Annotated in this window: 23 protein-coding genes; 8 read left to right on the top strand and 15 right to left on the bottom strand. The window is 42.1% G+C overall.

Features of this window, described 5'->3' with window-relative positions; genetic code table 11:
• Positions 1-158: 158 nt before the first annotated feature.
• From porB to KN1_RS14095, 5 genes are all read right to left on the bottom strand, one after another.
• Positions 159-1,064 carry a pyruvate synthase subunit PorB gene (porB, locus tag KN1_RS14115; protein WP_221288393.1) on the bottom strand — a complete coding sequence of 302 codons (906 nt, stop codon included), beginning with the start codon at positions 1,062-1,064 and terminating at the stop codon, positions 159-161.
• Entirely contained in the window at positions 1,033-2,220 is a 1,188-nt protein-coding gene (locus KN1_RS14110; RefSeq protein WP_221288392.1) for a transketolase C-terminal domain-containing protein, read from the bottom strand. The genes porB and KN1_RS14110 overlap by 32 nt, the downstream gene beginning before the upstream one ends.
• Positions 2,217-2,477 (bottom strand): 4Fe-4S binding protein, encoded by a 261-nt coding sequence (locus tag KN1_RS14105; RefSeq protein ID WP_221288391.1) that lies wholly within the window; start codon positions 2,475-2,477, stop codon positions 2,217-2,219. Before KN1_RS14105 ends, KN1_RS14110 begins: the two co-directional genes overlap by 4 nt.
• Positions 2,467-3,018 carry a 2-oxoacid:acceptor oxidoreductase family protein gene (locus tag KN1_RS14100; RefSeq protein ID WP_221290825.1) on the bottom strand — a complete coding sequence of 184 codons (552 nt, stop codon included), beginning with the start codon at positions 3,016-3,018 and terminating at the stop codon, positions 2,467-2,469. Before KN1_RS14100 ends, KN1_RS14105 begins: the two co-directional genes overlap by 11 nt.
• A 67-nt stretch (positions 3,019-3,085) precedes the next feature.
• Complete coding sequence (locus KN1_RS14095; RefSeq protein ID WP_221288390.1) at positions 3,086-4,297, bottom strand: DmsC/YnfH family molybdoenzyme membrane anchor subunit; 1,212 nt, start codon at positions 4,295-4,297, stop codon at positions 3,086-3,088.
• A gap of 602 nt (positions 4,298-4,899) precedes the next feature.
• Here KN1_RS14095 and crn1 point away from each other — a divergent pair.
• Together crn1 and KN1_RS14085 are read left to right on the top strand one after the other, a co-directional pair.
• Entirely contained in the window at positions 4,900-5,448 is a 549-nt protein-coding gene (gene crn1 / locus KN1_RS14090; RefSeq protein WP_221288388.1) for a CRISPR-associated ring nuclease Crn1, read from the top strand.
• A gap of 66 nt (positions 5,449-5,514) precedes the next feature.
• A complete protein-coding gene (locus KN1_RS14085) occupies positions 5,515-5,652 on the top strand; it encodes an aCcr1 family cell cycle regulator (protein WP_221288386.1) in 138 nt (45 codons plus the stop codon).
• 57 nt (positions 5,653-5,709) lie between these two features.
• On the opposite strand, the gene KN1_RS14080 is transcribed toward KN1_RS14085, so the two are convergent.
• Positions 5,710-7,308 carry a serine protease gene (locus KN1_RS14080; protein ID WP_221288384.1) on the bottom strand — a complete coding sequence of 533 codons (1,599 nt, stop codon included), beginning with the start codon at positions 7,306-7,308 and terminating at the stop codon, positions 5,710-5,712.
• 523 nt (positions 7,309-7,831) lie between these two features.
• Between KN1_RS14080 and KN1_RS14075 the strand changes: the two genes are divergently transcribed.
• Complete coding sequence (locus tag KN1_RS14075) at positions 7,832-9,223, top strand: outer membrane protein assembly factor BamB family protein (RefSeq protein ID WP_225905719.1); 1,392 nt, start codon at positions 7,832-7,834, stop codon at positions 9,221-9,223.
• Here the strand turns inward: KN1_RS14075 and KN1_RS14070 are convergent.
• A complete protein-coding gene (locus KN1_RS14070; RefSeq protein WP_221288382.1) occupies positions 9,202-10,329 on the bottom strand; it encodes an MFS transporter in 1,128 nt (375 codons plus the stop codon). The two genes, KN1_RS14075 and KN1_RS14070, sit on opposite strands and share 22 nt — an antisense overlap.
• Positions 10,330-10,756: 427 nt before the next feature.
• Between KN1_RS14070 and KN1_RS14065 the strand changes: the two genes are divergently transcribed.
• From KN1_RS14065 to KN1_RS14055, 3 genes are all read left to right on the top strand, one after another.
• Entirely contained in the window at positions 10,757-11,932 is a 1,176-nt protein-coding gene (locus KN1_RS14065) for a DUF973 family protein (protein WP_221288380.1), read from the top strand.
• A gap of 453 nt (positions 11,933-12,385) precedes the next feature.
• Positions 12,386-12,808 carry a HEPN domain-containing protein gene (locus KN1_RS14060; protein ID WP_221288378.1) on the top strand — a complete coding sequence of 141 codons (423 nt, stop codon included), beginning with the start codon at positions 12,386-12,388 and terminating at the stop codon, positions 12,806-12,808.
• 55 nt (positions 12,809-12,863) lie between these two features.
• On the top strand, positions 12,864-13,130 hold the full coding sequence (locus KN1_RS14055; RefSeq protein ID WP_225905718.1) for a nucleotidyltransferase domain-containing protein: 267 nt from the start codon (positions 12,864-12,866) through the stop codon (positions 13,128-13,130).
• A 733-nt stretch (positions 13,131-13,863) separates the two neighbouring features.
• Here the strand turns inward: KN1_RS14055 and acs are convergent.
• Complete coding sequence (acs, locus tag KN1_RS14050; RefSeq protein ID WP_221288376.1) at positions 13,864-15,855, bottom strand: acetate--CoA ligase; 1,992 nt, start codon at positions 15,853-15,855, stop codon at positions 13,864-13,866.
• Between the two features lie 92 nt (positions 15,856-15,947).
• Here acs and KN1_RS14045 point away from each other — a divergent pair, with 92 nt between their 5' ends.
• On the top strand, positions 15,948-16,502 hold the full coding sequence (locus KN1_RS14045; RefSeq protein WP_221288375.1) for an acetate uptake transporter: 555 nt from the start codon (positions 15,948-15,950) through the stop codon (positions 16,500-16,502).
• A gap of 408 nt (positions 16,503-16,910) precedes the next feature.
• On the opposite strand, the gene KN1_RS14040 is transcribed toward KN1_RS14045, so the two are convergent.
• A complete protein-coding gene (locus KN1_RS14040; RefSeq protein ID WP_221288374.1) occupies positions 16,911-18,968 on the bottom strand; it encodes a xanthine dehydrogenase family protein molybdopterin-binding subunit in 2,058 nt (685 codons plus the stop codon).
• A gap of 107 nt (positions 18,969-19,075) precedes the next feature.
• A complete protein-coding gene (locus KN1_RS14035; RefSeq protein ID WP_221288373.1) occupies positions 19,076-19,690 on the bottom strand; it encodes a helix-turn-helix domain-containing protein in 615 nt (204 codons plus the stop codon).
• Between the two features lie 185 nt (positions 19,691-19,875).
• On the opposite strand from KN1_RS14035, the gene KN1_RS14030 reads away from it, so the two are divergent.
• Entirely contained in the window at positions 19,876-20,166 is a 291-nt protein-coding gene (locus tag KN1_RS14030) for a hypothetical protein (RefSeq protein ID WP_221288372.1), read from the top strand.
• A gap of 62 nt (positions 20,167-20,228) precedes the next feature.
• Here KN1_RS14030 and KN1_RS14025 read toward each other — a convergent pair whose 3' ends face one another.
• The 5 genes from KN1_RS14025 to KN1_RS14010 form a co-directional block, all read right to left on the bottom strand.
• A complete protein-coding gene (locus KN1_RS14025) occupies positions 20,229-21,089 on the bottom strand; it encodes a fumarylacetoacetate hydrolase family protein (RefSeq protein ID WP_221288371.1) in 861 nt (286 codons plus the stop codon).
• Positions 21,090-21,345: 256 nt separating this feature from the next.
• Positions 21,346-22,809 (bottom strand): 4-hydroxyphenylacetate 3-hydroxylase family protein, encoded by a 1,464-nt coding sequence (locus KN1_RS14020; RefSeq protein ID WP_221288370.1) that lies wholly within the window; start codon positions 22,807-22,809, stop codon positions 21,346-21,348.
• 2 nt (positions 22,810-22,811) lie between these two features.
• Positions 22,812-23,753 carry a 3,4-dihydroxyphenylacetate 2,3-dioxygenase gene (gene hpaD, locus KN1_RS14015; protein ID WP_221290820.1) on the bottom strand — a complete coding sequence of 314 codons (942 nt, stop codon included), beginning with the start codon at positions 23,751-23,753 and terminating at the stop codon, positions 22,812-22,814.
• 64 nt (positions 23,754-23,817) lie between these two features.
• Positions 23,818-23,940: a hypothetical protein gene (locus KN1_RS15015; RefSeq protein WP_258712527.1), complete on the bottom strand. Its 123-nt coding sequence runs from the start codon at positions 23,938-23,940 to the stop codon at positions 23,818-23,820.
• The gene (locus tag KN1_RS14010; protein WP_221288369.1) at positions 23,937-24,689 is read right to left on the bottom strand and encodes a dienelactone hydrolase family protein; all 753 of its coding nucleotides are present in this window, start codon (positions 24,687-24,689) and stop codon (positions 23,937-23,939) included. The genes KN1_RS15015 and KN1_RS14010 overlap by 4 nt, the downstream gene beginning before the upstream one ends.
• Positions 24,690-24,802: the final 113 nt, after the last annotated feature.

Raw genomic sequence — 24,802 nt, 5'->3', positions numbered from 1 at the left:
CATGTAGAGGCGATTACCAATTACCTAGTGCATGTCATAACCGGTAACATAGTGTATAGATTAAGTGCATAATTGCGTATACACCTTGACATAGGCTCAACGTTAAGTAAGAAGTTAGGCTCAAGGTTCAAAAAAAGAGAGAAAGAAAAACCTTTTGTTTAAAACTTCAACTTCTCCTCGTATAATAACTTTAGTCTATCCCACATCTCGTCTATATATTCTTGTAACTCCCTAACTTTCTCCTCGTCTGCGTGTTTGAACCTACCTTGTACCTTCAAGAACTCTTTCACGGGTTTCCTCGTCCTTTTATCTAAACAGTGCAGACATTCATCTGCAATCCTTAATCTCCCGTTTTCATACTCGAATAATGGCCAATAGCAAGTCTGAACTGCAAGCTTTGCTACCTCAGCTGTCTTCGACGGGTCGAACATCCACCCGTAAGGGTCAGGACACAGTACTTGGACGTACGAAAACCCGCGAATAGCCTTAGCCTTTTTGACCTTCTCCATTAAATCGTGGGGATAACCTACACTAGCCGTAGCTACATAAGGCACGTGGTGGGCCATCATTATGAACGGTATATTTTTCTTGTTATGTCTCTTTCCCATAGGTGTAGTAGTAGTAGAAGCCCCTATAGGTGTAGACCCACTCCTCTGCCCCCCGGTGTTCATATAAGCTTCATTGTCTACGCATATATACAATATATCCTCGTTCCTCTCTGCGGCACCGCTCAGCGAGGCCATCCCGATATCCGCTGTCCCACCGTCTCCAGCCCACACTACGGCTTTGACGTCCTTCCCTCTAGACCTCATAGCAGCAGCTATACCTGAGGCAGCGGCCGGGCCTGCTGCAAAAGCGATGTTGAGTACGGGGTAGTTGTACGCTGAGTTAGGCCCCATCCCTTGGATGACAGAGGAGCAACCGGCAACGACTACAAATACTGCGTTTTCACCTAGAGCTGTACTTATTAACCTCATTGCTATATTTTCAGGACACCCCGGACAAGCTGAAGTCCCGCTTAATAGCCTGTGCTTATTTAATATATCTCGGACTCCTAAGCTCAACTTTCTCGCCCTCCTTTGGGTAGAACCATTCTACTCCTTCCGGCCTTTCTACGAACTTACGTATAACCGTCTTTATTTCGTTCTTACCGATTGATACTCCTCCTAGTCCCGTTATAACTCCTTTTACTTCCGCGTTAGGTAGAGATGCCCTGACCTCTGTGTAAAGTTGCCCTCCCCTACCGAAGCTGACAGACCTATCGAGGACTAACACCCTCTTCCCGTCTAACGCTTTTACTACCTCTTCCTCCGGCCAAGGCCTTATAAACCTTACTCTGTAGACTCCTACCTTGAGCCCCTCATTCCTCAACTCGTCAACAGCCTGCATTGCGTCTAAAGACCACGCCCCCATTGTAACTACCGCATATTCTGCGTCTTCTAGCCTGTAGCTCTCGTTAAGTGTGGAATAAGACCCAATTGGAACCACTTTTTTCATATACTGTTTTCCTGCTTCTACAATGACCTCCTTAGAAGCTAACTGTGCTCTGTGGATGGACTCCCTCAGCCTCATATAGTCTGCGGGTTGGAACATATTCCCCATGGCTAGTGGGTCTTCCGGGTCTAAGACATAGGGCTGTCTCCTAGGAGGTAAAAATGAGTCTACTTCTTCTTGTGACGGCACATAAACTCTCGTCTTTGTGTGCGACAGTATAAACCCGTCCATACCCACCATCATGGGAAGGAAGACTCTCTCGTCCTCTGTAACCCTAAACGCTATAATTGTGAGGTCCATGGCCTCTTGCGGGGTCGAGGCAAAAGCCATTATCCAACCACTATCCCTCTCGCTCATAAAGTCAGTGTGCTCGTTCCATATGTTCCAAGGGGGGCCTACAGCCCTAGTACCTACAGTCATTACCACGGGTATCCTACTGCCTGCTACCCACCAGACCATCTCGTGCATGTAGAGTAACCCCTGAGACGCTGTAGCCGTATATGCCCTAACACCTGAAGCCGCTGCACCGAAAGTCGCTGCCATAGCTGAGTGCTCGCTCTCCACTCTTATTATCTCAGTCTCAAGTTCTCCCTTATCTTTCATTTCACTCAGTGACTCGATAATGTATGTCTGTGGGGTAATAGGATAGATCCCGGTGACTTTAACTCTGGACAGTTTTACTGCAAGCGCCACTGCGTCATTTCCTGAGATTACCTTTTCTATCATGTCTCACTCACCATTTCAATTGCTCTTGCGGGGCATACGTTGGAACATATACCGCACCCCTTACAGTACTCATAGTCCACGGTGACCTTTCCCCCTTTCACAAGGATTGTACCTTCAGGGCACCACATGTAACATGCTTTACACCCTACGCACTTGTCCTCATGGACTAATGGCCTTACTACCCTCCAGTTCCCGGTCTTACCGCCGGCACCTTTAGACGGCTTACTTATAGGGAAGACTTGGTATTCAAGCGACAACTTGTGACACCTCCTTTACGCTTTCGTATGCTACCTCTACGGCTTTTTTATTGAGCTCAGCTACCTTACCTTCAAATTCCTCGTCTATTGCCTTCTTTAAAGAGTCCAGTGTAACAACGTTTAACCTAGCTATACTTCCCAGCATAATAATGTTAACTAGGGGCCAGCCGGACTTAACTAGGTTTAAGTCTAAGGCTATCTTAGTAGCGTTAACGACAAACGTCTGGTAGGGGAGGGTTACGGGGGAGGGAGAGTTTATGACAACTTTCCCGTTCTCCTTTATACCCCTTAACGGGTTTGAGATCTTAAGTAATGAAGGGTCTAAGATGACCACAACATCAGGGTTTTCGATAGGTGATGTGATCCTAATAGGTGACGAGTCGATCCTGCAATAAGACTCTATTTCAGCTCCCCTTCTCTCCGCACCGTAGAAGGGGAAGGCGGAGGACCAGTTACCGTCAAGGTCTGCCGCGATTGCCAACAAGTTAGCCGCGGTAACTACTCCCTGCCCTCCTCTCCCGTGAAACCTGATCTCGAGCAATAAGGCACCACTTCCAAATATACAATTTATCTTGAACATTAAAAAAGTTTCGCATTAAAAAAATACACTACTTTGGAAGGCCGTAGTATAAAATATGTTCATAAAATCCCTTCCTTTGGATGAATTCCGATAATACAGCTACTGGAACTGTTATGAGACTAATTAACGGGAATAGAATAGAGAGTATAGCTAGCACTACATAAGCCGAATTGAGTGAAATTCTATATTTATTCTCTTTATTCACTACCATTTCAGCTACGCTGAATACTACCCCTACTACCAAGTATACGGGGTCGTGTGTCAAGAAATAACCTATAGGGAAAGTAGTAGTAAACGCTGTACCCACGAAAGATATGGGGGTGTCCAAATTATACCATGATGGTACGCTCTTAAGGAGGTATAGCATGATAGACGATAAGACCGCTAGAGAGACCAGTGTTACTGAGGAGATTAAAGTCACAGATGTGTCGGTCAGTGCATATAGGATTAGGGATAAGACTGAGAGGGAAGCGAAAAACACTTCTCTACTTAACCATGATGTCTTCAGGTTAAATATCACTCTATAAAACCTATCCTTCCTGTTAATATGCAATATTGACGGGACTAAACCCACCAGCATCAGTATTAACGGGATTACCCCCTTTACGGGTACGAAAAGGCTACCTAAGGCGAACTCTGAGAAGAGCGTAAAGAGGAGGAGTTGCCAGTAGTTTTGCTCTTTTCTCTGCTTTAGCGGAGAGGCCTTTATCTCGGTCTTGCTCTGCCTTACTACTAAGTTAGGTCTTGTGATGTCGTAAGGGGCTAAGTAAGGGGCACTGTATTCTTTTTCCTTTACCCACCCGAAGGATAGTGCACCGGTGGGGCACGACTCGACACAGAGGGGTAGCCCTTGTTTGTTTAATAGCCTGGCCCTACAGAAGTCACACTTGCTCATTATACCTTCTTTAGTGAACTTGGGTTCTTCATAGGGGCAGGCCCACGTACAATAACCGCAACCTATACACTCTTTCGGGTCTATGTAGACTATACCCAATTCGTCCCGTCTTATAGCATTTGCAGGACAAGCTTTCATACATAAGGGGTTTTCGCAGTGGTTACATGAAATGGACACACCTACTTTAGTGTCCTCACCAAACACTAACAATGTCCTCCAGTTTAACCCACCATAAGCTGAATTACAAGCGTTGACACAAGCGTTACAGATTATGCATTTATTAGGGTCAAAGATAAACGCGAGGTGCACCTTTTTGTCTTCAGTAGTTTTCAAAATCTCTTCCATATATTTAATTACAAATTTAAACTAAATAAAGCTGTATATAAACTCTGATCGACGTTAATCAAAGGGTGGTGTATAAAAGCCGCCCATAAGTCCCTGTTTAACCACTTTCCACCACACCTCAGGTACGCCGTGGGATAGGTGTCTTCGCTAGGGTATAAATTTAGTAAACTAAGTTATTAGCTCCTCACCTTTGCTTTTGCAAATTCTATGTATTAATATTGCTTAGTGTATATTTAATATGATAATCTCATCCTGTTGAGACAAATAAAAACCTCAAAGGGCCGTGAAAGACCCTATCGTTTCCTTTTATATTTTTCAAGATTCATTGAGAAAAATTACTATATCCTTAATTATTTAATGCTTGCAACAAACTATACCTAACGAGAATTGCCGAGACGAGTACGAGAGTAAGTATCTATAGGTCGAGAATAAGGAGGACTTTAGGAAATTTAAGGAGGACTTGCTAAAGAGGGCTAAGGAAAAAGCTAGCCCGTAAAACTTCTCAAAAGCCCCTAAAATGAAAACTATACAGTTTTAACACCTTACTGATGTCCCCTTTTAACAACCAAAAAGATATTAATGTCCCTATCACGATATCCCATATGGTCAGGTTAATAGCGACTTTAGGCACCTCTCCAGGAGGGATATTCGAGAGCTATAAGAACCTCATTAACGGTACATATGAAGAAGACAACCCGGAGAAAATAAGGGTAGATGAGGTGTATGTTATAAGGACAGCGGATAAGTCCGTAGAATTTGCTTGGAAGTTAGTCAAGGCTATATTCGTGTGTTGTGGAGGGAGGGACGTGGCGATTTATGACATACCGCTTAGCATCACTGATATATACAGCAGGAAGGACTACCTACTCTTCAAAAAGGAAGTAGAAAACAAGATCAGAGAGGGCGATTTTGTAGACATAACCGGTGGGAGGAAGTCGATGGCTGCGGCTGCTGCACTGTCTGCGATGAGGAAAAGGGCGAAGACAATAACGACCATAATACCCCAACCTGAGTATAATAGGATACAAAAGGAGATTGAGGGGCTTAAGAGTAGAGAGGCTGAAATAGAGAGTGCTGGAGATGGGAGATGTGAGGGTATTAGTGTATGTAGTTTGGTGAGCAAGTCCGCTTTAACCATAATGCTAACCTGACGAGTTTTTTCTAGAATTTTATATCATTGCGTAATACCTTTTAACCCCTATTGAGAAGTATTACCTATGAAAAAAGTCATTACATTTAAGGTGGAGGACGACGTAATAAAGGACCTCGATACATACGCTCAAAAGCACGGACTTAACAGGAGTGAAGTAATAAGGAAGGCTATATTGAAATTAATTGAAGAAGACAAAAACTAGGGGGCAGAAGGGAGGAGAAGGAAAGACTAAGTGAGAAAAATAAAAAATTTTTCTCTTTTAAGTCTGTATATACCAAGTGAGTTGCTCTACGTTCATCGTAAACCTAATGAACGGCATGGAATAGTATAAGTAGGTAAGATTATGGGAGCTTAAACCGTAATCCATCATTACATAACCGACCAAAGATGGCCCGTCATTATAAGCTGCCGCACTCTCTAGTATTTGAGTTTCATTAGCCATGTATTGATATATTGAATTAAGGACCAGGGCCTGATCAGTAGCATTCAGCTGTTTTAGAAAATAGTCCCTGAATGCGATGGCCATTTGGGCATAATAATTCGCATAAAATCCATAATCGTATATTACGTTAGGATCCCTATACACTTGGAGTAGTAAGCTTACATTTCCGAAATTACCGTTAGTTACTGAGTCTAAGTACTCTGCAGCATAAAGGTCTGTCAAGAACTCGTTGTAAAGCCCTTGGTAAAACCCGGAGGGTGTTATCGTAGGACCTGCACTTATGGAAAGGCTTAACGCAGCCCAAGCGTTAGCTAAAATTTGGTCAGAAATGTTTTCTTGGTTATAGAGGTAGTCAGCCTCAGCCGCGGTCTCTATAGTCCAGAGGTTACTTAAACTCTCAGCATTACTCACTGCTTTCATTACCTCTTGTGCTAAGTTTACTGATGGGTTAGATTGGTAAAGTATTTGGATCGCCTCGACTGCAGGGTTTTGGAAGGTATAAAATACCGTGTAATTTCCCTCGCTGGCTAGTTTTTCGGCCATCGACCAATACATCGACGCAGTTTCTTTAACTGAGGAATTGGTAGTGGAGTTGTAGAGCTGGTCATAGATCATAGACAAATAAGTATATCCTGCTGAAAGGTTTACCGGGAAGTCTATGTACCCTTTAGGTTGGGGTAATTGCTGTGATGTTACTATCTGATAAATTTGGGGGATTGATGAGACAGTGTACAGTACTTCTCCGTGTTCCTTGGCGAATTGCTGAGCCATTTGGTAATTCTGTCCCTCAGCTAATGCCATCATTTTGGGGACTACTAAATAATATATCCCTCCTTGGTAAAGTTGCACAATCCTCTGGTATACTACTCCAGTAGAATACATATAGCCTTCCAGTCCTACATCTCCCAAGAAATATAATGACCTGTTTAATGCTGATTGCTGACCCAACATTGAACTTAAGTACATTACGGTAGCCGAGTCAGTCTTTACTGCACCAGGGACGTTAATGTAATTAGGTGCAGTTATGTATAGGTAGTAGTTATACTCAGTTAACGGTTGATATGCAAGCATAGATGCGACCACGGCAGCACCCTTTGCACCTGCAAGATAACCGTTGCCGGTAGAGAAAGGGTTGCCTATAAATACTAACCCTTGGCCAGAAGTTACATATGCGTATTGGGACGCAATAGTCTTATCAGGGAAGACCGGGTTAATCAGATAGTCTTCGCCGTTCCCTATGCTTGCCGGGTCTGAATAGCCCGAAGAGTAAACTGTCTTTATGACCGTAGTCTCATTGACCACCTTTTGCTCGGTCAGTTTTCCGCCAGAGATATTTTTCCCTACGAGATAACCCACTATCCCAGCTAGAATAATTAAAATTATTAATAATATACCAATTAAATATTCTTTTTTCATTTTTTACTCAATTTAGTGCCTTTCTTCTCAGTATTTAAGAATTCTCCCAAATCCCTTGGTATTTTGAAAAACGGTTTACAATGGAAACCCAGTCTAATAAAGCCCGGTCACTAAAGTACACTATTGTAAATTGTAATATTTACTATGAATTAGTATAATTCGCGAGCAAATAATAAAGTTATGCAAAATCATTCTGTATAAGCTAAATTATAAACTAGTCACCTCACACGCTACTACACGGTCAATGTATTAACACTCTTGTACGTATATTCAATAATTGTTATAATCTTACCATACTTAAAACAAATAGAAGTCGTAAAATAAACATGAATTGCCCAAGCCCAAACCCATGGACGAAATACCAATACAACCTTTTTATAATAAAGTTAGAAAATTTATCAGAAAAATTTTTATAATTTATAAAGTTTTAAACAGAGAACCATTTTAAGACCCACTCAAGGTATGCTCTTTTAATTTTCATCATGAATAGATTTATTAACATGAAAGAGTAAAAACTCTTCTCGTGAATAAATTAAAATCGATAGTTTTGATAATTACAGTACTTTTTTTATTATTATCGGAATATTTATTTTTAACTAATTACTACACATCTCAAAAACACTACATTATATCACAAAACCAAGGTAAGGAGGTCGAGATAACCAGTTTACCTACGGTCACTAAATCTCCAACATATTCGGTCATACAGTCAATCCCCATTAAACCTAGAGGATACACTCCATCTACGTACATGTTTGAGGGAAACCCCCAACACATCTATTACGTCCCTATTAATACGGGCTTCTTCATGTTAAACTTGACCGGTGCTATAATAGTCCCGCCTACTATTTACGGTGACCTAATGTATGTAGTTACGTCTGGGCCGATGAATATGTCGAGTGGTGCGATGGAAGAACAAGTGGGTTGCCTTTATGCAATAAACATAACTAATGGACAGGTAATATGGTACGATAAATTCCCCAACCAAGTGATGACTGTCCCAATAACGTATGAGGGAGAAGTAATCATAGGACTAGGTAACGCGTGTTTCATTAACTCAACGGTCAGGGGGACTGGTGAAAACGCAATAGTTGCTGTCAACGCTACGGACGGGAAAATCTTATGGAATTACACGACGTTAGGCGAAGATATGCCCACTCCAGTAATATACCACGGGATGGTGATAGAAGCTAACGGAAACGATGAAGTCCTCGCTCTTAACGCTGATAACGGAAAATTAGTATGGGAAGAGGATATAGGTTCTTATGTCAGTATGTCCTCTCCACTGCTGGTGGGTAACATAATCTATTTCGGCTCTGCAAACCCCTATGTGTTCTGGGCTATAGACGCTGATAACGGAAAAGTAATTTGGGAATATAACTTCTCTACACAAGGTCTGGTGTTCGGAGGTCTGGACGACTCGTCCCCTGCTTACTATCGAGGTGTTGTGGTTACCTCTTACACCGTCCATATCACTAACGTTACCATGAGTGAATTCTTAGTAGCCTTCAACGCCACTGACGGGAGGATGTTGTGGTACCTAAATGAAGGGAATGCTCCCATACCTATGTACCTTGAATCACCGCCCCCCGTAATACTTGACGGTGTAGTATACCACGACTCTCCGGTGGGCATACTTTACGCTGTAAACATCACAAACGGAAAAGTATTGTGGGAGTTCTATACCGGTCCTACGGTGAGTAATGTTGACATAGTATACGGTAAGTATATAATTATACAGTCTAGGAGCGGTGAACTTTACGTACTTAAGCTAAACGGACAGTTAGTGAAGACGGTCCTGACGCCTGTCATACCGGGACCGGGGAACTTGCTATTAACCAAAAACTCTCTAGTAATGGTAGGACTTAACGGATTAATAGATGTAGTCCCGGTCTACGCCTTAATAGGTTCATGAAGTTTAAGGTAAAACAGGGAAGCTATGACCCTAAGGAGCGCGATAGCGAGCATCATTTCCCTTATACCCCGTACAAGACCAAAGGTATTCGTAACTATTTCAGCAGTGATTCCCCCTATACTGGAGCCCGTAAGATCCCCTAAAGCTGTAATTACATTATAAAGCCCTATGCTTTTTCTTGTGTCTTTAGAACTATCATATAAGTATGAAAGGTAAGCTGTTGAGTTAACAGAATTTGTAAACCCGGCTATAACGTTAGCTAAATAGATCTCATAAACTGAACTGGACAAAGCGTAAGCTAAAGGAAAGGTGGCTAGTGCAAGTCTCCCGGTGAACATCACCATCTTTCTGTTCTTATCGACTAGCCTACCGACCCAGTTCTGCATCAATAATGTAGAGACGCCGGAGATAGTGTCTATAATGGCTATGTTTTCGAAGTTCATGTTAAATACGTATACTTGGGCTAAAGGAAATATAGGCCATGCAGAGGACCATATGACGTTAAAGGCAAAAGTAACCACTAGGAAATCACGTAATTCCCTGCTCACCCTTAGCCCCTTTAATGGGGGCCTTTCGTAGTCCACATCAAACTTATAAGCTATATAAGAGTCGGTAACCATTAACAGCCCTGTGGTCATAAAGAAGGGCCTTATAAGGGCCTTATCATCACCTACAAAGAAACCTGTAATCAAGGTAGCTATGAGCCCGCCAAGGGTAGAGTAAAAGGAATATTGGGCGAGCACCCTACCCCTAGAGGACGTACTAACCTTGTCCATTATTAAATACCAGCCGAAAAGCGAGATACCCAGACCGGCCTCTAGCAGGACGTAGAAGACTACAAACACTACACTACCAAAAGGGATAAGTGAAAGTATTATCCATAAGCCCCCTACTATTGCAGAGCCTAAGACCACTAGCTGTTTTCCCTTAGCCCTCATGAAGCCTAATAAGAACTGGACTATTGAAGGCAAAACAGTGCCTGCTGACGAGATTATCGCCAATGCTTCTCCATTAACTCCCGAGAGGGCTGAGAGAAAGGCGATAAAGGGCTGTGTCAGGCTCAGTGCAAAGTTTTTCAGCATGATGTAAGTCCTTAATGGTTTCACAGACGAAAGTTAAACGGCATAACTTTAAGGTTATCTGATAGTATTTATTTGAAAAACCGTGACTGGGCCTTTCACGGAGTCCCCGCGAACCTTGTTTGTCTAAATAGAGTGAGGTCATAACTATTATCAGATATGTTCACAAGGCAATAATACGTGACGCCGTGTAGAAGCGTAAAGTGATGGGTTTAACAGCTTAGTTTATCTAGCGACCTTATGTGTTTTGTAGTGACCTTATGCGTACTGTGTTATTGGTCCACGAACTGTACTAGTTCGAGGTAAAATTACACTTCACAAAGAATACCTGAATCGCCTAAAGTCGTGAACCACCACTGCTACTGTCCTCGGGTAAATATACCCAAGGGAAAATTTTAGGAAATAGTGCATAAGGGATAGCTAAATTTTTAATTTTAATACTTAATCTTTAACTATGAGTAGTTCAGAAGGAATTGGGTTAAGAGAACTGAGGATCAGTAGCCTAATAGCGGTATTAGGGTCTATATTTTCCCTTATCGGGACTATTGTATCAGTCGTTATCTCATACGAGAATCCAGTTCAGTTAGGGCGTACTACGATCCAAACCTTGTCACTGGTAGTCGACGGTATGGCCGTTTTAGCTAGTGCTTTTGTGTTTATACAAGCTGTAATGGTCAGGAATGGCTTCGACATATTAAGGTACATATACCCGGAATTTGGTTTAGGGAAGACCGGCGGGACGACACTACTGGCTACCGCAGTGGTACTGATAATCTTCTCTGCATACATAATTGAGCTATCGACAATAAGAGAGAGTGCGTCAACGGGAATAGGGACTATCACAAGTGGGATTACCTCACTTACACTCCTAGGAGTAGTCACACCTATCATGGTCTTTGTAGATTTAGGCTATGTGCTACTTGGACTCGGACTTTACAGGGTAGGTAAGAAATACACTAATGGGTTGGTAAGGTTAAGTGGAGTCTTATTTATCGTCTTACTACCTATAGCTATTCTACTCGTACTCATAGGTTTGCACTACGATAACAAAGCCGTGTATTATTCAGGGAAGTTCTTATACTCGCTATCACCACTGATACCCGCTTTGCTCGCCTTCATAGGTATAGGGAAGACATTATCGACGCTTTTATTGCGCCAGTCCCCTCAACAGTTTAACTACCAAGTAACGTCACAGAGTTACAACTACCAACCCACTACCCTTCAACCTCAACAAGTCCCGGTACCACCTCCGCAACCACCCCAACCTCCGCAACCACCACAGCAGGCCAACTACCAGATACAAACTACACCGCCTCCTCCACAACAGCAACTTACTCAACAACAACCTACACAGCCTACCCCCTACCAGTACGGTTCAGGAAAGATTTACAGTAACGGTATCGCTGAATTTACCGTCTATTCTCCCTATCAGGTACAAGTGCTTAAGGCGAGCCTTTACGGGACTAACTACACGACTACCAACATTACACCGTATCAGCTAAACGTCGGTTACAACAACTTGCGAGCTGTATTTACACTAAACCAAGGGCTGGTTCCAAACACAGCCTATACGATACAACTATTCTTATCTAACGGACAAGTAATAAACGTCCAAGTCGTATCTTCTTAAAACCGAATTACTTCTTTTTTAAAATTATTAAAAGAAAGGTCCTTTTACCCATTAAGGTACCACGAGTCGTCCCTGAACGACGACAATGGTCTGAGTGATAAGACTTATCTCACGGATATACCAATATCGCGCTTAGGGTTTAACTCTCACTATAAGGCTAAACGGGGTACGTAGTAAGGCTGATCGACAAAATGATAAACACTTACACATCTACTCACAGTCTATCGTTCGGTTGCTTGAAGCGAAGAACGGTACTCCCGCTCATGACCCATTACGCGGTGAAGCCGGAGTTAACGTTAAGACAGAGGTACATGAGGATTGAACAGACAGGGAATATCCCTAAATTACGAGTAGTTTTAGTCCCAAAAAAAAAAACGTAGCAGGGAGGTTTTGCGACTAGTATAAGTCAAATCCTCTCTCTAAATTCTTAACCCTACACGAGTATATTAAGGTGTGAGCGGGATAAGGGTCTGGAGGTTAAAGAGGAGGGCTTTAAGGTTTTTAACAGACGCTAAGGACGACTACGTTGAAGGCTATTATGACGTTAGTGCCTTTCACGTCGGACAGTCGCTCCAACTTTATAACAAAGCCGTTATCCTCGAGATATTCGGAAAGGAGTATAGGGGGCACGGTATAAGGGAGTCGTTCAGCTACTTGTCTAAACTCCTGAGAGAGAATGGCTATAGCGAATTAGCTACTAAGGTCGACGAAATGGTAAGGGAGTACAGAAATAAGTTAGTATCGGTTGAAGACGCTTACCTAGACTCACGTTATGAGGACGTTGAATACGACGAAGGAGTAATGGAGTTAATCAGTTTTGCTGAAAAAGCCATTAATTTCCTTGAGGAGGTGGTAAAATCTGTCAAGCTGGGTTAAGTTCCGCTTTTCCCACTTAAGGAGGTGGAGGGAATACGCCGAGAAAGTAGCGAAGGTGACCCGTGATATAGAGCCTGGTGCTGAGGTATATGTTATAGGTGGTGTTGCTGAAGACCGCATAACAGTACTCAGTGACATTGATATACTTATCGTCGTTAAGAGGAAGTTAGAGGGGAAGGAAAAGATGGAATTAAGGAAAAAAGTGTTCTTTAGGGCAATGGACTTCTATGACCTACCCTTCGACGCCCCGGTGGAACTGCATGTGGAAGACGAGGAAAGTGAAAAGAAGTTTACGGGTAAAAGGATAAGAATTGAGACCTAGTCCCCATCATCAGCCTTTCCTATAATGTTACTCATGAGCTTGGCCCTTTAATATCGTTATCTAAGGTATCTATAGCCCGTGTAGCATTTACTTAGATGTGAAACATGAGCTATATTACCTAAAAAAATATTTTAGCTTAATATATTTACAGATGTAGAATTGTAAAGGCTTCGAGTGGCATTTATTGGAAAAACCATAGCAGTCAGGTATTACCTCAACCACTTACGTGAACACTTATAATCCCATTTCATTTTAAGTTTTTTAGAGTCCGAAGCCTTAATCATGAAATAATATAATACACGTCAAAACTAGTAAAAACATATAAGTCCTTTTATATTATAATAAATACGAAGACGGTCTAACGTCTGCTGGAACGCGGTGTAATCGCTTAAATTAACTTATTCACCTTCACCATGGATAGATCGTCCTTTCATGCCTTTACATCTAATTATGAACAAAGAATATATCAGAAACGTATCAGACGTTAAGGGTTTTATGTAAAATGCTACTCGAGGATCCTTTTACTATGCTTAAGACATACTTGACTAATAACGGGCATCCTTTATCTGAGTATAAATACAGACGATTAAAATATCCCATGGGGTTTAGGATATTGTAACTCTTTTAATTAAAAGAGAGGAGCTCGCTTAATTGTCATCTGCACCTACTCGATTGAGAGACAGAGAATATAAAATCAAGAAGAATATTCAAAAATAATTTATTAAAAAAATGATTAACTTATCTTCTGAAACTCTTGCTTAAACTCCTCATAAGCCTTCCTGATCTCATCTACAGATGCTTCATCTTCAAGTGTAGTTATATCGCCTACTTGAGAGTTAGTTATAACTGCCCTTACTACTCTCCTCATTATCTTTCCGCTCCTTGTCTTAGGCAACTTCCCTACAAAGAATACTTTATCGATTACTGCTATAGGTCCCACTTTCTCTCTTACAGTCTTCAAGATCTCCTGAGTCAACTGAGGAGAAGGAGAGTACCCTTGCCTTAGGATTATAAAGCCGTAAGGGACTTCTCCCTTAATGGGGTCTGGGACACCTATAACTGCAGCTTCAGCAACGGCTGGGTGTTCTATTAAAGCTGACTCGAGCTCGTATGTGCCGAGTCTGTGACCTGCTACTTTTATGACCTCATCAGCCCTTCCCAAGACCCAGAAGTAGCCGTCGTCGTCTTTTACAGCGTAATCGCCTGCATAAAACATGTTAGGGAACTTGCTCCAGTATACGTTTACGTACCTCTCAGGGTCTTTATATATGGTTAAGGGCATACCGGGCCAAGGCTGTTTGATCACTAGATAACCCCTCGTTTCGGGTTTAGCGGGATTACCGTTATCGTCGACCACATCTGCCTGAATACCGGGTAAGGGCATCCCGTTAGTCCCAGGCTTTAACGGGATAAGATAGAGTCCGGGTAGGTGGGAAATCATTATACCTCCGGTCTCGGTCATCCACCAAGTACTGCCGAAGGGGATCTCCTCTCTCCCTACTAATTTCCAAAACCACTCCCATGCCTCCGGGTTGATGGGCTCCCCCACAGAGTGCATTAACCTAACACTCGATGTATCGTGTGACTTTATCCACGAATCTCCATATTTCATAAACGACCTAATTGCAGTCGGCGATGTATATAAGACTGATACACCGTAACGTTCTATAATAGATACCCACCTATCTGGTTTGGGGTAATCTAATGCACCTTCATACATTACTTCAGTTGCACCTTCCATTAGGGGACCAAATACTATGTAGGAATGACCGGTAACCCATCCTATGTCTGCAGTACACCAATAAACGTCTTCGTCCCTAATATCGAACACCCATTTCATTGTAGCATGAAGTAACGTCATGTAGCCTCCAGTGTCATGGACGATACCTTTAGGTTTACCGGTAGTCCCAGAAGTGTAAAGGATATAAAGCGGGTCTTCCGACTTAACTCTTTCAGGCTCTACATAGGTATTTAATGGCACATCCTTCATCACATCATCGTAATATTCGTCTCTTCCTTCTACCATGTTTACTTTTGCTCCAGTTCTCCTCACTACAATAACGTGTCTTACGCTGGGAGTCTTTTCTAAAGACTTATCAGCTATGTTCTTTAACTCTACAATCTTCCCCTTCCTCCACCCACCATCTGCTGTGATAAGGAGCTTAGCCTCAGCGTCGTTTATCCTGTTAGCTAATGCGTCCGAACTGAACCCGGAAAATACTACGGTAAACACTACCCCCAATCTAGCTGCTGCTAACATAAATATGGGGAGTTCAGGGATCATGGGCAAATAAATAGCTATTGTATCTCCTTTCTTGAGCTTATATCTCTCCTTCATTAAATATGCTACTCTGTTTACTTCTCTATAGAGATCCTGATATGTAAGCTTTCTGACCTCCTTAGGGTTACCGTTATTGTCTAAGGGTTCTCCTTCCCAAATTAACGCTACCTTATTTTTCCTCCATCCTCTAGCGTGTCTGTCCACTGAAAGGTAGGAGGCATTAAGTTCGCCGCCAACAAACCATTTATAAAACGGGGGGTTAGAGTCATCCAGTACTCTTTCCCAAGGCTTAAACCAGTCTAGTTCTGTAGCTACGGAGGACCAGAAGGATTTGACGTCAGTTATCGATGCTTCATGGATTTTTTTATACGTATTAATGTCGATTTCCTTATTCGATTTTATCCTTATTTCTTTATCAAAAGGTAGTGCCCACGAAACTGACATTTAAATATTTCTCTTTAATTATAATAATAAACTTATTTTATAAAGATCCTTTATGAAATAATTTAAAAGGATTTAAGTAAAAAATAATTGTAATGACGGAACAAAAAAGGGCTAATCCTGCACCACTAGGTCTATCAGGGTTCGCACTGACTACGTTAGTACTGTCTGTCTATAATGCTGGTTTATTATCACAAGGTGAATCTGCAGTACTCGGGTTAGCTGCATTCTACGGCGGGCTTGCACAATTACTTGCAGGAATACTCGAGTGGAGGGCTGGAAATACATTCGGTTATGTTGCCTTTTTTACTTACGGGGCCTTCTGGGAGTGGTATTTCCTGACTTCGATGCTCGGCGGAGCTGCAGCCCAAGGGATAGGCTTAGTCCTCATAGCTTTCGGTATATTCACTTTAGTGATGTGGTTCGGGACTTTCAGGAGTAACCTTGGACTGTTTATGACTTTCCTACTGTTATGGATAACTTTCTTCCTCCTCGGAGCAGGTCTCATGGTTAACAGTACAGCTCTAGTCCATGCTGGAGGGTATGTAGGGATACTTACGGCCATTGCGGCTTGGTATACGGGACTTGCTGCCGTTGTCGCGGAAGCATTAGGTGTATCTCCTCCTTTGGGACGGCCTTTAATGAAATAAAAGATTTTTTAATCTTTTTCTGTTAAGAGAAGAGGGACCTTTTCTCCTTGCAGCATTTATTGAAAAACTGGAGTAACCGAGTATTACCATAAACACTCCCCCCTAACGCCTATACGCGTTATGTTTAATGCTTAAGGAGTGAAGGTTTAATCGGTAAAGCGGTAACATTATATGCCATATTTATACTTAGTCAGGCACTATAGGACGAGCCCCATCTTACTGCTTGCTAAATATCGACGTTTCTACACGAAGGTATTACTGTCCCTTATCAACTGACCGAGTATAATAAAAGTTTGTCAGACGTAAGTGTTATCACATAAAACGTTTTTTAAGGTTAGTGGTATATTATTCCAGACTAATGTAAGTTCTCCTAGCATATTTATTTTTAGACGACTATTGAGAGATACACTAGCCTAATATCTCCCATGGTAGTATAGGCGTCTTTGAGAACTTCTTTCCAGTAACTTTTTCTAACGCTATGAAGACTGCAGGTACAGCTCCGGTAGTTCCTGCTTCTCCGACTCCCCTGCTTCTTGAAGGTAGGGAAGAGGGGAATGTCAAGGTATTTAACTCAACCAAATAACTCGCCTCTTTAGCCGTGGGGACTCCGCAATCAGCGATAGAAGAGAATAACGGGTTACCGTTCTCGTCGTATGGTGCCTGCTCCCATATTACTTGGGATACCCCCTGAAGGATACCGCCTATAACTTGCCCCTCTACTTCAGCTGTTATCAACTCTCTCCCTACGTCTTCTACTGAGTAGTATTTCAGGACTTTAACAAAACCGGTCTCCTTGTCTATATCTACTACGGCTACATGAGCCCCAGGTGTAAATATGTCCTCTGCCTTGTAAAATACTTCAACCTCTATACCGTTGAATTCCTTTAACGCTCTCTCGATAGGTATGTTAATTTTTTGGAGGAGCTGTTTACTGGCCTCAATAACTGCAGACCCTGCTATAGTCCCGCTCCTTGAGCCGAAACTGCCTATCCCTTCTTTTACTGTGTCCGTACTATTAGTAAACACATCTATTAGGTCTTCACTTACCCCTAAAGTCTCAGAGACTAACTTAGCAAAGGTGTCCTCATGGGCTTGTCCGTGAGGGCCGGACCCCACAAATACCTTTACTCTGCCGTCCTCGATCCTTATCCTAGCTCCTTCACCTGGTGATAGTCTGTCGACATCCGTGAAAACTACTATAGATACTCCCTTATCTTTGTATTTCTCCTTACTCATCCTATAATATATCTCAGCTACGTTTAGCACACTCCTATACCCTGCTGGGTCCAGTCTTATACCGAGAGGTGTTATGAATTCTTCCATATCCCCTACTAAGTTCCTCTTTCTTATTTCTACCGGATCCATACCTAGCTCACTTGCAAGGTCTTCAACTAGACTCTCATGAATTAGCGCAGCTTCAGGCCTACCCGCTCCTCTGTAAGGCCCTGTCGGGGGAAGGTTAGTAAAAACTCCCATAGCTCTGATGGATGCAAATTTCATCTTATAAGGGCCGGTAACTAATCTGGCTATAAATTCCGGGGTAGTAGGGTTTATTGTGTAATCATAAGCTCCTAAGTCCACCGCAACATAACCCTCGACACCTAGTATTTCTCCAGTCCTCCTTGCGTACATGTTAACTTCTGATAGTACTCCCCTACCTATAGTAGGGTTTTTCAGGTGTTCCATCCTAGTCTCTATCCACTTTATGGGCCTTTTCAGTTTCATTGAGGCTATTGCCGCTAACGCGTACTCCGCATGTAAGGGAACCTTATTACCGAAGCCTCCTCCTACTAATGTAGAGTAAACCCTGATCTTTTCAGGGGGTAAGTTGAGGACTTCTCTTAAATCGCCCCTTATCCTAAACGCCGACTGGAAGGACCCATAAACATTTAGGTTATCCCCGTCCCAGTAGACTAAGACTCCCTTAGGCTCCATAGGATTAGAGACTATCCTATTCTGGTAAATTTTTCTGCTTACTATAACATCAGCACTTCTCTTCGCTGATAATTGGCCGCCTTCCAGCGTCTTATCTACTGAGATATTTCTCTCAACCCCTGAATGGATTTGCTCAGTAGAGTTCAATGCAGATTCAATGTCTAATATAGGTGGGAGTTCCTCGTAGTCGATGGACACTTGTTCCGCTATATCCTCACCTTCGTATCTGTCTTCTACTACAAAAGCCAGAACAGGTTGCCCTACGAAGTTAACCCTACCGTCAGCCAGCAGGGGCATTTTGACAATCTTTCCCATCTTCATAGTCTCGGGGTCTGCCCTGACGGGGAGGTAAGCCCTCACGTCCTCCCATGTTAATGAGAGGAGTACGTTATCGGGTCTTGAAACGCTTTTTATGATCCCTCTGGCTATAGGGGACCTCACTACAAAAAGGTATGCGGTGTTTTTTGGGGTAAAGTCGTCTATATAAACTCCTTCACCTTTGATCTTGGGTAGGTGATCCCTAAGTTTCATGAATTGAATCAGGTTTTGGTAATTTTAAAGCTTTACATCAAACGTGGTTAATAGTCGAAGGGCTGATAAATTATAGACATTTTCACATATTATTCAAATAACTAACGTTATTCTCCCGTATCTAGATACATAGATATTATCTTTTTCTCGGCAGTCCTCAAGTGATATAGAAAAGTAACCTTGCTGATTCCCAGCAGTTTTGCCAAATCTTCAGTCTTTGACTTCTTTGGGTAATCTAAGTATCCAGAGTGTAATGCCAAGAGTAATACCTTTCTTTCCATATCTGTTAGATATACGTTGCTAGGGGTATAGTCATCTATTTTTACTTCGCCCACTTTCGAAACGTTCTTTATCTCGTTCACAATTTCTCTTATAGATAACCGCGGGACTACAAAAGTCCATATCTCCTTACCTTCTCTTATCTCGTTGTCAAGGAGTAAGACCTCATAGTCATAGAGTATCCCAGCAATAGAGCCCTTGTACACGTTAAGGAAGTCCACTAGTGTCTTATCACGATTAGGCATAACTTTATTGACCTTCATTACCCCCTTACACTTGCCCATTTCCTTTACTACGTCTGGGTCATTTAGGTCAATCATTATTCTACTCCTCAAATAGTGCTTATTTGGATACACTTGGAGGCTTATCGTTTTTGCCCTGAAAGGGACTTGGCTAGTCCAACAGTCTTCATGCCTGACCGTAACCGTTACTTTCTTTAACATATATTAATTTATACTCTTAATAATATATAAATACATATTATATATAATCTTCATGATTTATGTAATAAATTAGAAATAATAAATTAAAAGATTTTTTAGTTTTATTACTGGTATACCTGAAAGGCAGATATACCCATAAAAGCTTCATAAAAAGTATTTTAAGGAAAACACCGCGTCCTTTTATATTGGATTTCGACTCCTCTGGTCAGAACATTTCAGGAGTATTACGACAAGCCCTTAAAGCATGTAAAACTACAATCCGTACCCCGATCATATGTTTAGGTGTGAGAGAAGGAAGAGGGTCTCAAGGAGAACAGTTGATACTAGTACTAGAAATTATACCTTTGTCAGGTTTTAAAGGAATACGTTATCTCCACGCTAGGCTGAGCGTCTTTGTAAGATCCCGTGCACTTTATATTATAACAGTGCACTTATCACAGTGGAATTATCAACTCTTTAGGGCTAATGATACCTGATTAATGGAGCTTATCTTGTATACATCATTGACGGTCTCGCTCTTAAAATTGAACTCCACCGTTTAGGTACTCTGTTCTACCACGACTTTATTCACGATCTTACCTATCTTATCAACTTCAGCTATCATTGTACCCTCACAATTCTTGGGCTTAAACTCCGATGGGTCTTCAGCGCCGAAATAACCTATAGTCCCAGTGGAAACTATCGAGTATTTAGGCAACGTCAGAATTTTTGACAGCTCTGTTAGAATTTCTTCTATGCTAAACACAAGTTCGTCGGAACTACCTTCTTGTATCACTTCATCGTTAATCTGGCTCCTCATCCTAAGCCCGTATGGGTCTGTAAGCTCGTCTTGAGTGACCAACCAAGGTCCCATAGGTGAAAACGTGTCTCTGTTTTTGTTCCTAAAGTGGTTCCCCCTTACGGTCATCTCCTTAACTTTACCGTCGTTGGGGTCCCTCCTAAATGCCTTGTACCAATCTTTCTTGAACTCATTTGGAGCCGTTACGTCATTGAATACTGTATAACCAAGGACTGCATCTCTAGCTTCAGCTGGGGTAGAGTTCTTCAGCTTCTTCTTAGTCACCACGGCAATCTCCACTTCAGGTCTTATACCCGATTTAGGTGATATTACGGTATCATATGGTCCGATAATAGTCCACGATAATTTTATGAAGAACTTAGGGGAGAATAATAGTTCTCTTGCTTTCTCTTTGCTGTCTACTCCTACCATCTTCGGTGAGTTGGTTAAAGTACATATTATCTCCCTCTGGGGGACCGGAGCATGAAGGACTAGTTCAGATAGTTTGTACGAACTACCTTTGGGTTCTTTTTCTTCCAGACTGTCAACTTCGAAAACACGATCTCCTTCAAGTATTCCAAAACGTTTTGAACCATCTTTCATAAAGGAGACATATTTCATTTTACCACAGCGACGTCGGTGATCAAAATTTATAATCATTTCATGAAACGCTTTTCATGAAGACCTTTTATAACCAAAGGAGGGTAAGTAGACTTAGAGAAAAAGAAGGATAAAAATTAATAATAGAAGAGAATTTCTTTCCTTAGGTTAATATATCTCGTCAAACTTCTTTACTGCGGTGTAGAGCTCGGCTACGCGACTGTTAAACTTGTTAAATACATATAGTGATTAAAAAACTACAAATACTACACATTCCTTAAGCTTTAGGGTTAGGCATCTGGTCTAAAATCTCTCTCACCAACTTCACAAACTCATGCTTCTTATCTCTGTAGACTTCTGAATACATCTGTGCCCACCTTATCGTAGGGTCTCCTCTGCTAAACCTATCGTACTGCTCGTACCTCATCCCCACTTCGGAGCCAATAACGTCCCATAGTAAGTTAAATAGCTTAACTCTTTCTAAGGCGTCTAGCCCTTTCATCGACATATACTTAAGTATCATTTCCCTTTCTTCAGGGTTTTCGAAGTCCTTGATCCCCGCAGGAATAGGGATTGAAGCACCTCCTGAGATCGACCTCAGTATCTCGTTAGCTCTAGGTACAGTCCTCATGTTAAAGTGACTAGCCCCTATGGAATAATATGGATTGGGTCTTACTATGTTAGGTAGTTCCTCAGCGTTCTCTACGGACGCTGTCAACACGGCTTCGTTGAGAGCTATGTAAATTAATATCTCACCTATTTTCTCCTGGACGTTTATGAAGTTGGAAGTCCCTGATGCTTCTGAAATAGCTATAGCTAGACCGGCTAGGAACTTGAGCCTTGAATAGTGCTGTATTACGAAGTGCCAATTGAACCACGTCCTTAGCCCTATAATCCTCCACATGAAGTCCTCTATAAGCTCCGGCCTCTTGTAGAATATTATCCTATCCCATGGTATTAACACGTCTTTAAAGATCATAATCGCGTCGCTCTCATCGAACTTAGACGATATGGGGTATTCAAATTCTCCACCTTCCCTGGGCTGAAAGCCCCTCCTTGCCAAAAATTTAACGCCCTTCTGGTAAGTCGGAATTGAGAAGTAAAGGGCATATCTCGTATCCGTATCCCTCCTTATATTTGGCAAATACCATAGCATCTCAGCATAAGGAGCAGCAGTACTGATCATAGCAGCCCCTCTTACAATAACCCCTTCAGGCCGTTCCTCCACTACGCCTACTTGTATGTAGGGGTCTTCCCACTGGGACGGGGGCCTTGACCTATCATACATCGGAGCTACGATTGCATGCGTGTAAAATAGGTCATTTCTGGTGGCCTCCTTATATATTTCGATCGCGTTCTCCTTATATCTTGATCCGAAGTGGTTACCGAAGTCCTCCGAATGGGCGTAAAATATCATGTTCCAGAGGTTTAGGTAATCCGGGCTCCTGCCGAAGAACCCCCGGTAATAGTCATAGATCTTTATTAACCCATCCCTTATCTTTGCTAAATCTTTCTTGCTCTTAGGTCTAAGGAAAGAGATACTAGTCTCTTCACCTACATCTGGGTTATAGACCCTTAAGTCATCATACTCCCAATGGAGGTCATAGTATTTTGCTACAGTCCTAACAGGGGTCTTAAAGGCGGGATGTTCCGTAACATCCTCTACCCTCTGCCCTTCATAATACACTTCGGGTGTGTGTGACTTTATACTTTTTATATAATCAATCCCCTTCCTGATCAATTTTACCACCTTTTCAGTTCTTTAGTGAATATGTCTTCAACCGGAACCCACTCGTTTAACCAGGATTCGGGTATAGGTCTCCCCCAAAAATCACTCCTATACTTAGCCTGGTCATGCGTCCAGACTACGGGTTTCCACTTATCCGGGTCTAAGACCACATAGTCCTGTGTAAAGAACTCTATCCTGTTTTTATCAAAGTCCCTCAAGTATATGTAGTATCCCTCAGTAACACCGTGTCTCCCCGGTCCCCTTTCTATACTGTCCCATAGTCCTGCAGAAGCGAGTATATCAGCAGCTTTAATAACGTCCCTTACATCATGGACGTAGTATGTCTCGTGGTGAAAGCCCGGGAAATTTCTAGGAGTCTTAGATATCGCTATTTCGTGCGAATCCCCTCTTCTGGTGAGCCATATTACGCTCCTTTCTCCGTTTTGGTCCAAAAACCACTCGGTCTCATAATAGCCCAGTGCCTCCTTCATGAACTTAACCTCACTTTCTAAATCCTTTACTATCAAGTTCACATGAGCTAACCTAACCGGTGATACTCCTCTGTGCATGAAGAATTTCATCCTCAGATCCCCTACATATTCCATGTCGTAGTAAAGGTATATGGGGATCCCCTGAGGTGTCTCGAATAGTAGACCTTCGTCTACACCCTTCTCTCTGTGTTTAACAAATTTTATATTTGATGAAGAGAAGAAGTCCTTAGCCTTATCCAGTTCCTCCGGTCTCTTAACCCTCAGTCCTATGTAAGATAATCCGGGGCTTTCTGCCTTTTTAAGGACAAGACTGTGGTGTTGCCCTTCCTCAATACCCCTTAAATACAGATAGCCCCCATCCTTCTCCGTCTCAACCAACCCGAGTAACTCTATATAGAACTTGTATGCTTTATCTAGATCTCCTACCCTAACTACCACATGTGAGATCCTCGATACGTCTATCATAAACTCATTTTTCACTATTATAAAATTTTAATTCGTAATTAAACTTGTTAAAAAAGAAAACGTGCTAGGGTGAAAACTGACTACCTCCATTTTTACCTTCTTTTCCCTCTTCATTTCCATCCTCCTTTTTATTGATTTTCTCAAGTAGATATACCCAAGCTAAAAAGCAGGGATCAACTTCACTCATTTTCTCACCCTCTTAAGGAAATTCTTTACCCTTTCCCAAGCATCTTCGGATGCATCTTTATTATATGACCTGCCTCTATCGTTAAAGAAAGCATGATATGCACCCGGGTAGATTTTTATCTCAATGTCCTTTTTGTATTTGATTACAGCAGAGACTAGTTCAGGCAGACCGGAGATTATAGGTGGGTCTTCACCAGCATAAAGCCCCAGTATAGGTCCTTTTATATTGCTCACGGCTTCAACAGGCTTTGGGTTTCTACCGTAAAACACTATCACACCGTCTAATGGCACTTCTATAGCGAGCTGAAAAGCTAACCCCCCTCCCATGCAGAACCCCATACCTACTACCTTTTTATAACCTTGTTTTAGGAGGTAATCATATGACCTCTTTAGTCCTTCCAACATTTCCCTCTCTAGCTTCTCCCTATTAGTAACTAGGAGTTCAACCACTTTTTTCCCAGTTTCATCGAGCTGGAGCTGAGAGTAAACGCTGGGGTCTCCTCTCTTTTCGGGAGGGATCGACCAGACCTTAAACATAACGCTCTGGATGTTTTCCGGGGTTAACACCTCATATTTAGAATAAAGGTGTGGGGCAAAAGCAGAGTACCCCTCATTAGCGATCCTCTTAGAGATATCAATGATATTATCGTTTAGCCCCCAGATCTCGTGAACTACGATTACAGCTAGGTCATCACTGTTTTTAACGAAGTAACTCTTTATCCCTTCTACTTCTAAGAACTGGTCTTTCATACGTAATACTCAAATTTAACATATTAAAAGTTAATTACCGAACAAATAATTGTTTGACGCGGGCAGTTCTCCTTGTGTGTATTGAGATAAGCCCGGTGGAAAGTTTCCTAAAC

Origin of the sequence: Stygiolobus caldivivus (genome assembly GCF_019704315.1) — an archaeon.
Lineage (GTDB): Archaea > Thermoproteota > Thermoprotei_A > Sulfolobales > Sulfolobaceae > Stygiolobus > Stygiolobus caldivivus.
The sequence above is the reverse complement of the archived record's forward strand: the minus strand, read 5'-3'. Positions and strand labels throughout refer to the sequence as shown.

Excerpts from the sequence above, each read along its gene's own strand:
- KN1_RS15015 (WP_258712527.1), bottom strand. The coding sequence starts at position 23,940 with ATGAGTGAAGTTGATCCCTGCTTTTTAGCTTGGGTATATCTACTTGAG.
- KN1_RS14025 (WP_221288371.1), bottom strand. The coding sequence starts at position 21,089 with ATGAAATATGTCTCCTTTATGAAAGATGGTTCAAAACGTTTTGGAATA.
- KN1_RS14110 (WP_221288392.1), bottom strand. The coding sequence starts at position 2,220 with ATGATAGAAAAGGTAATCTCAGGAAATGACGCAGTGGCGCTTGCAGTA.
- hpaD (WP_221290820.1), bottom strand. The coding sequence starts at position 23,753 with ATGATAGACGTATCGAGGATCTCACATGTGGTAGTTAGGGTAGGAGAT.
- KN1_RS14040 (WP_221288374.1), bottom strand. The coding sequence starts at position 18,968 with ATGAAACTTAGGGATCACCTACCCAAGATCAAAGGTGAAGGAGTTTAT.
- KN1_RS14080 (WP_221288384.1), bottom strand. The coding sequence starts at position 7,308 with ATGAAAAAAGAATATTTAATTGGTATATTATTAATAATTTTAATTATT.
- KN1_RS14065 (WP_221288380.1), top strand. The coding sequence starts at position 10,757 with ATGAGTAGTTCAGAAGGAATTGGGTTAAGAGAACTGAGGATCAGTAGC.
- KN1_RS14010 (WP_221288369.1), bottom strand. The coding sequence starts at position 24,689 with ATGAAAGACCAGTTCTTAGAAGTAGAAGGGATAAAGAGTTACTTCGTT.
- KN1_RS14035 (WP_221288373.1), bottom strand. The coding sequence starts at position 19,690 with ATGTTAAAGAAAGTAACGGTTACGGTCAGGCATGAAGACTGTTGGACT.
- KN1_RS14095 (WP_221288390.1), bottom strand. The coding sequence starts at position 4,297 with ATGGAAGAGATTTTGAAAACTACTGAAGACAAAAAGGTGCACCTCGCG.
- KN1_RS14045 (WP_221288375.1), top strand. The coding sequence starts at position 15,948 with ATGACGGAACAAAAAAGGGCTAATCCTGCACCACTAGGTCTATCAGGG.
- acs (WP_221288376.1), bottom strand. The coding sequence starts at position 15,855 with ATGTCAGTTTCGTGGGCACTACCTTTTGATAAAGAAATAAGGATAAAA.
- crn1 (WP_221288388.1), top strand. The coding sequence starts at position 4,900 with ATGGTCAGGTTAATAGCGACTTTAGGCACCTCTCCAGGAGGGATATTC.
- KN1_RS14085 (WP_221288386.1), top strand. The coding sequence starts at position 5,515 with ATGAAAAAAGTCATTACATTTAAGGTGGAGGACGACGTAATAAAGGAC.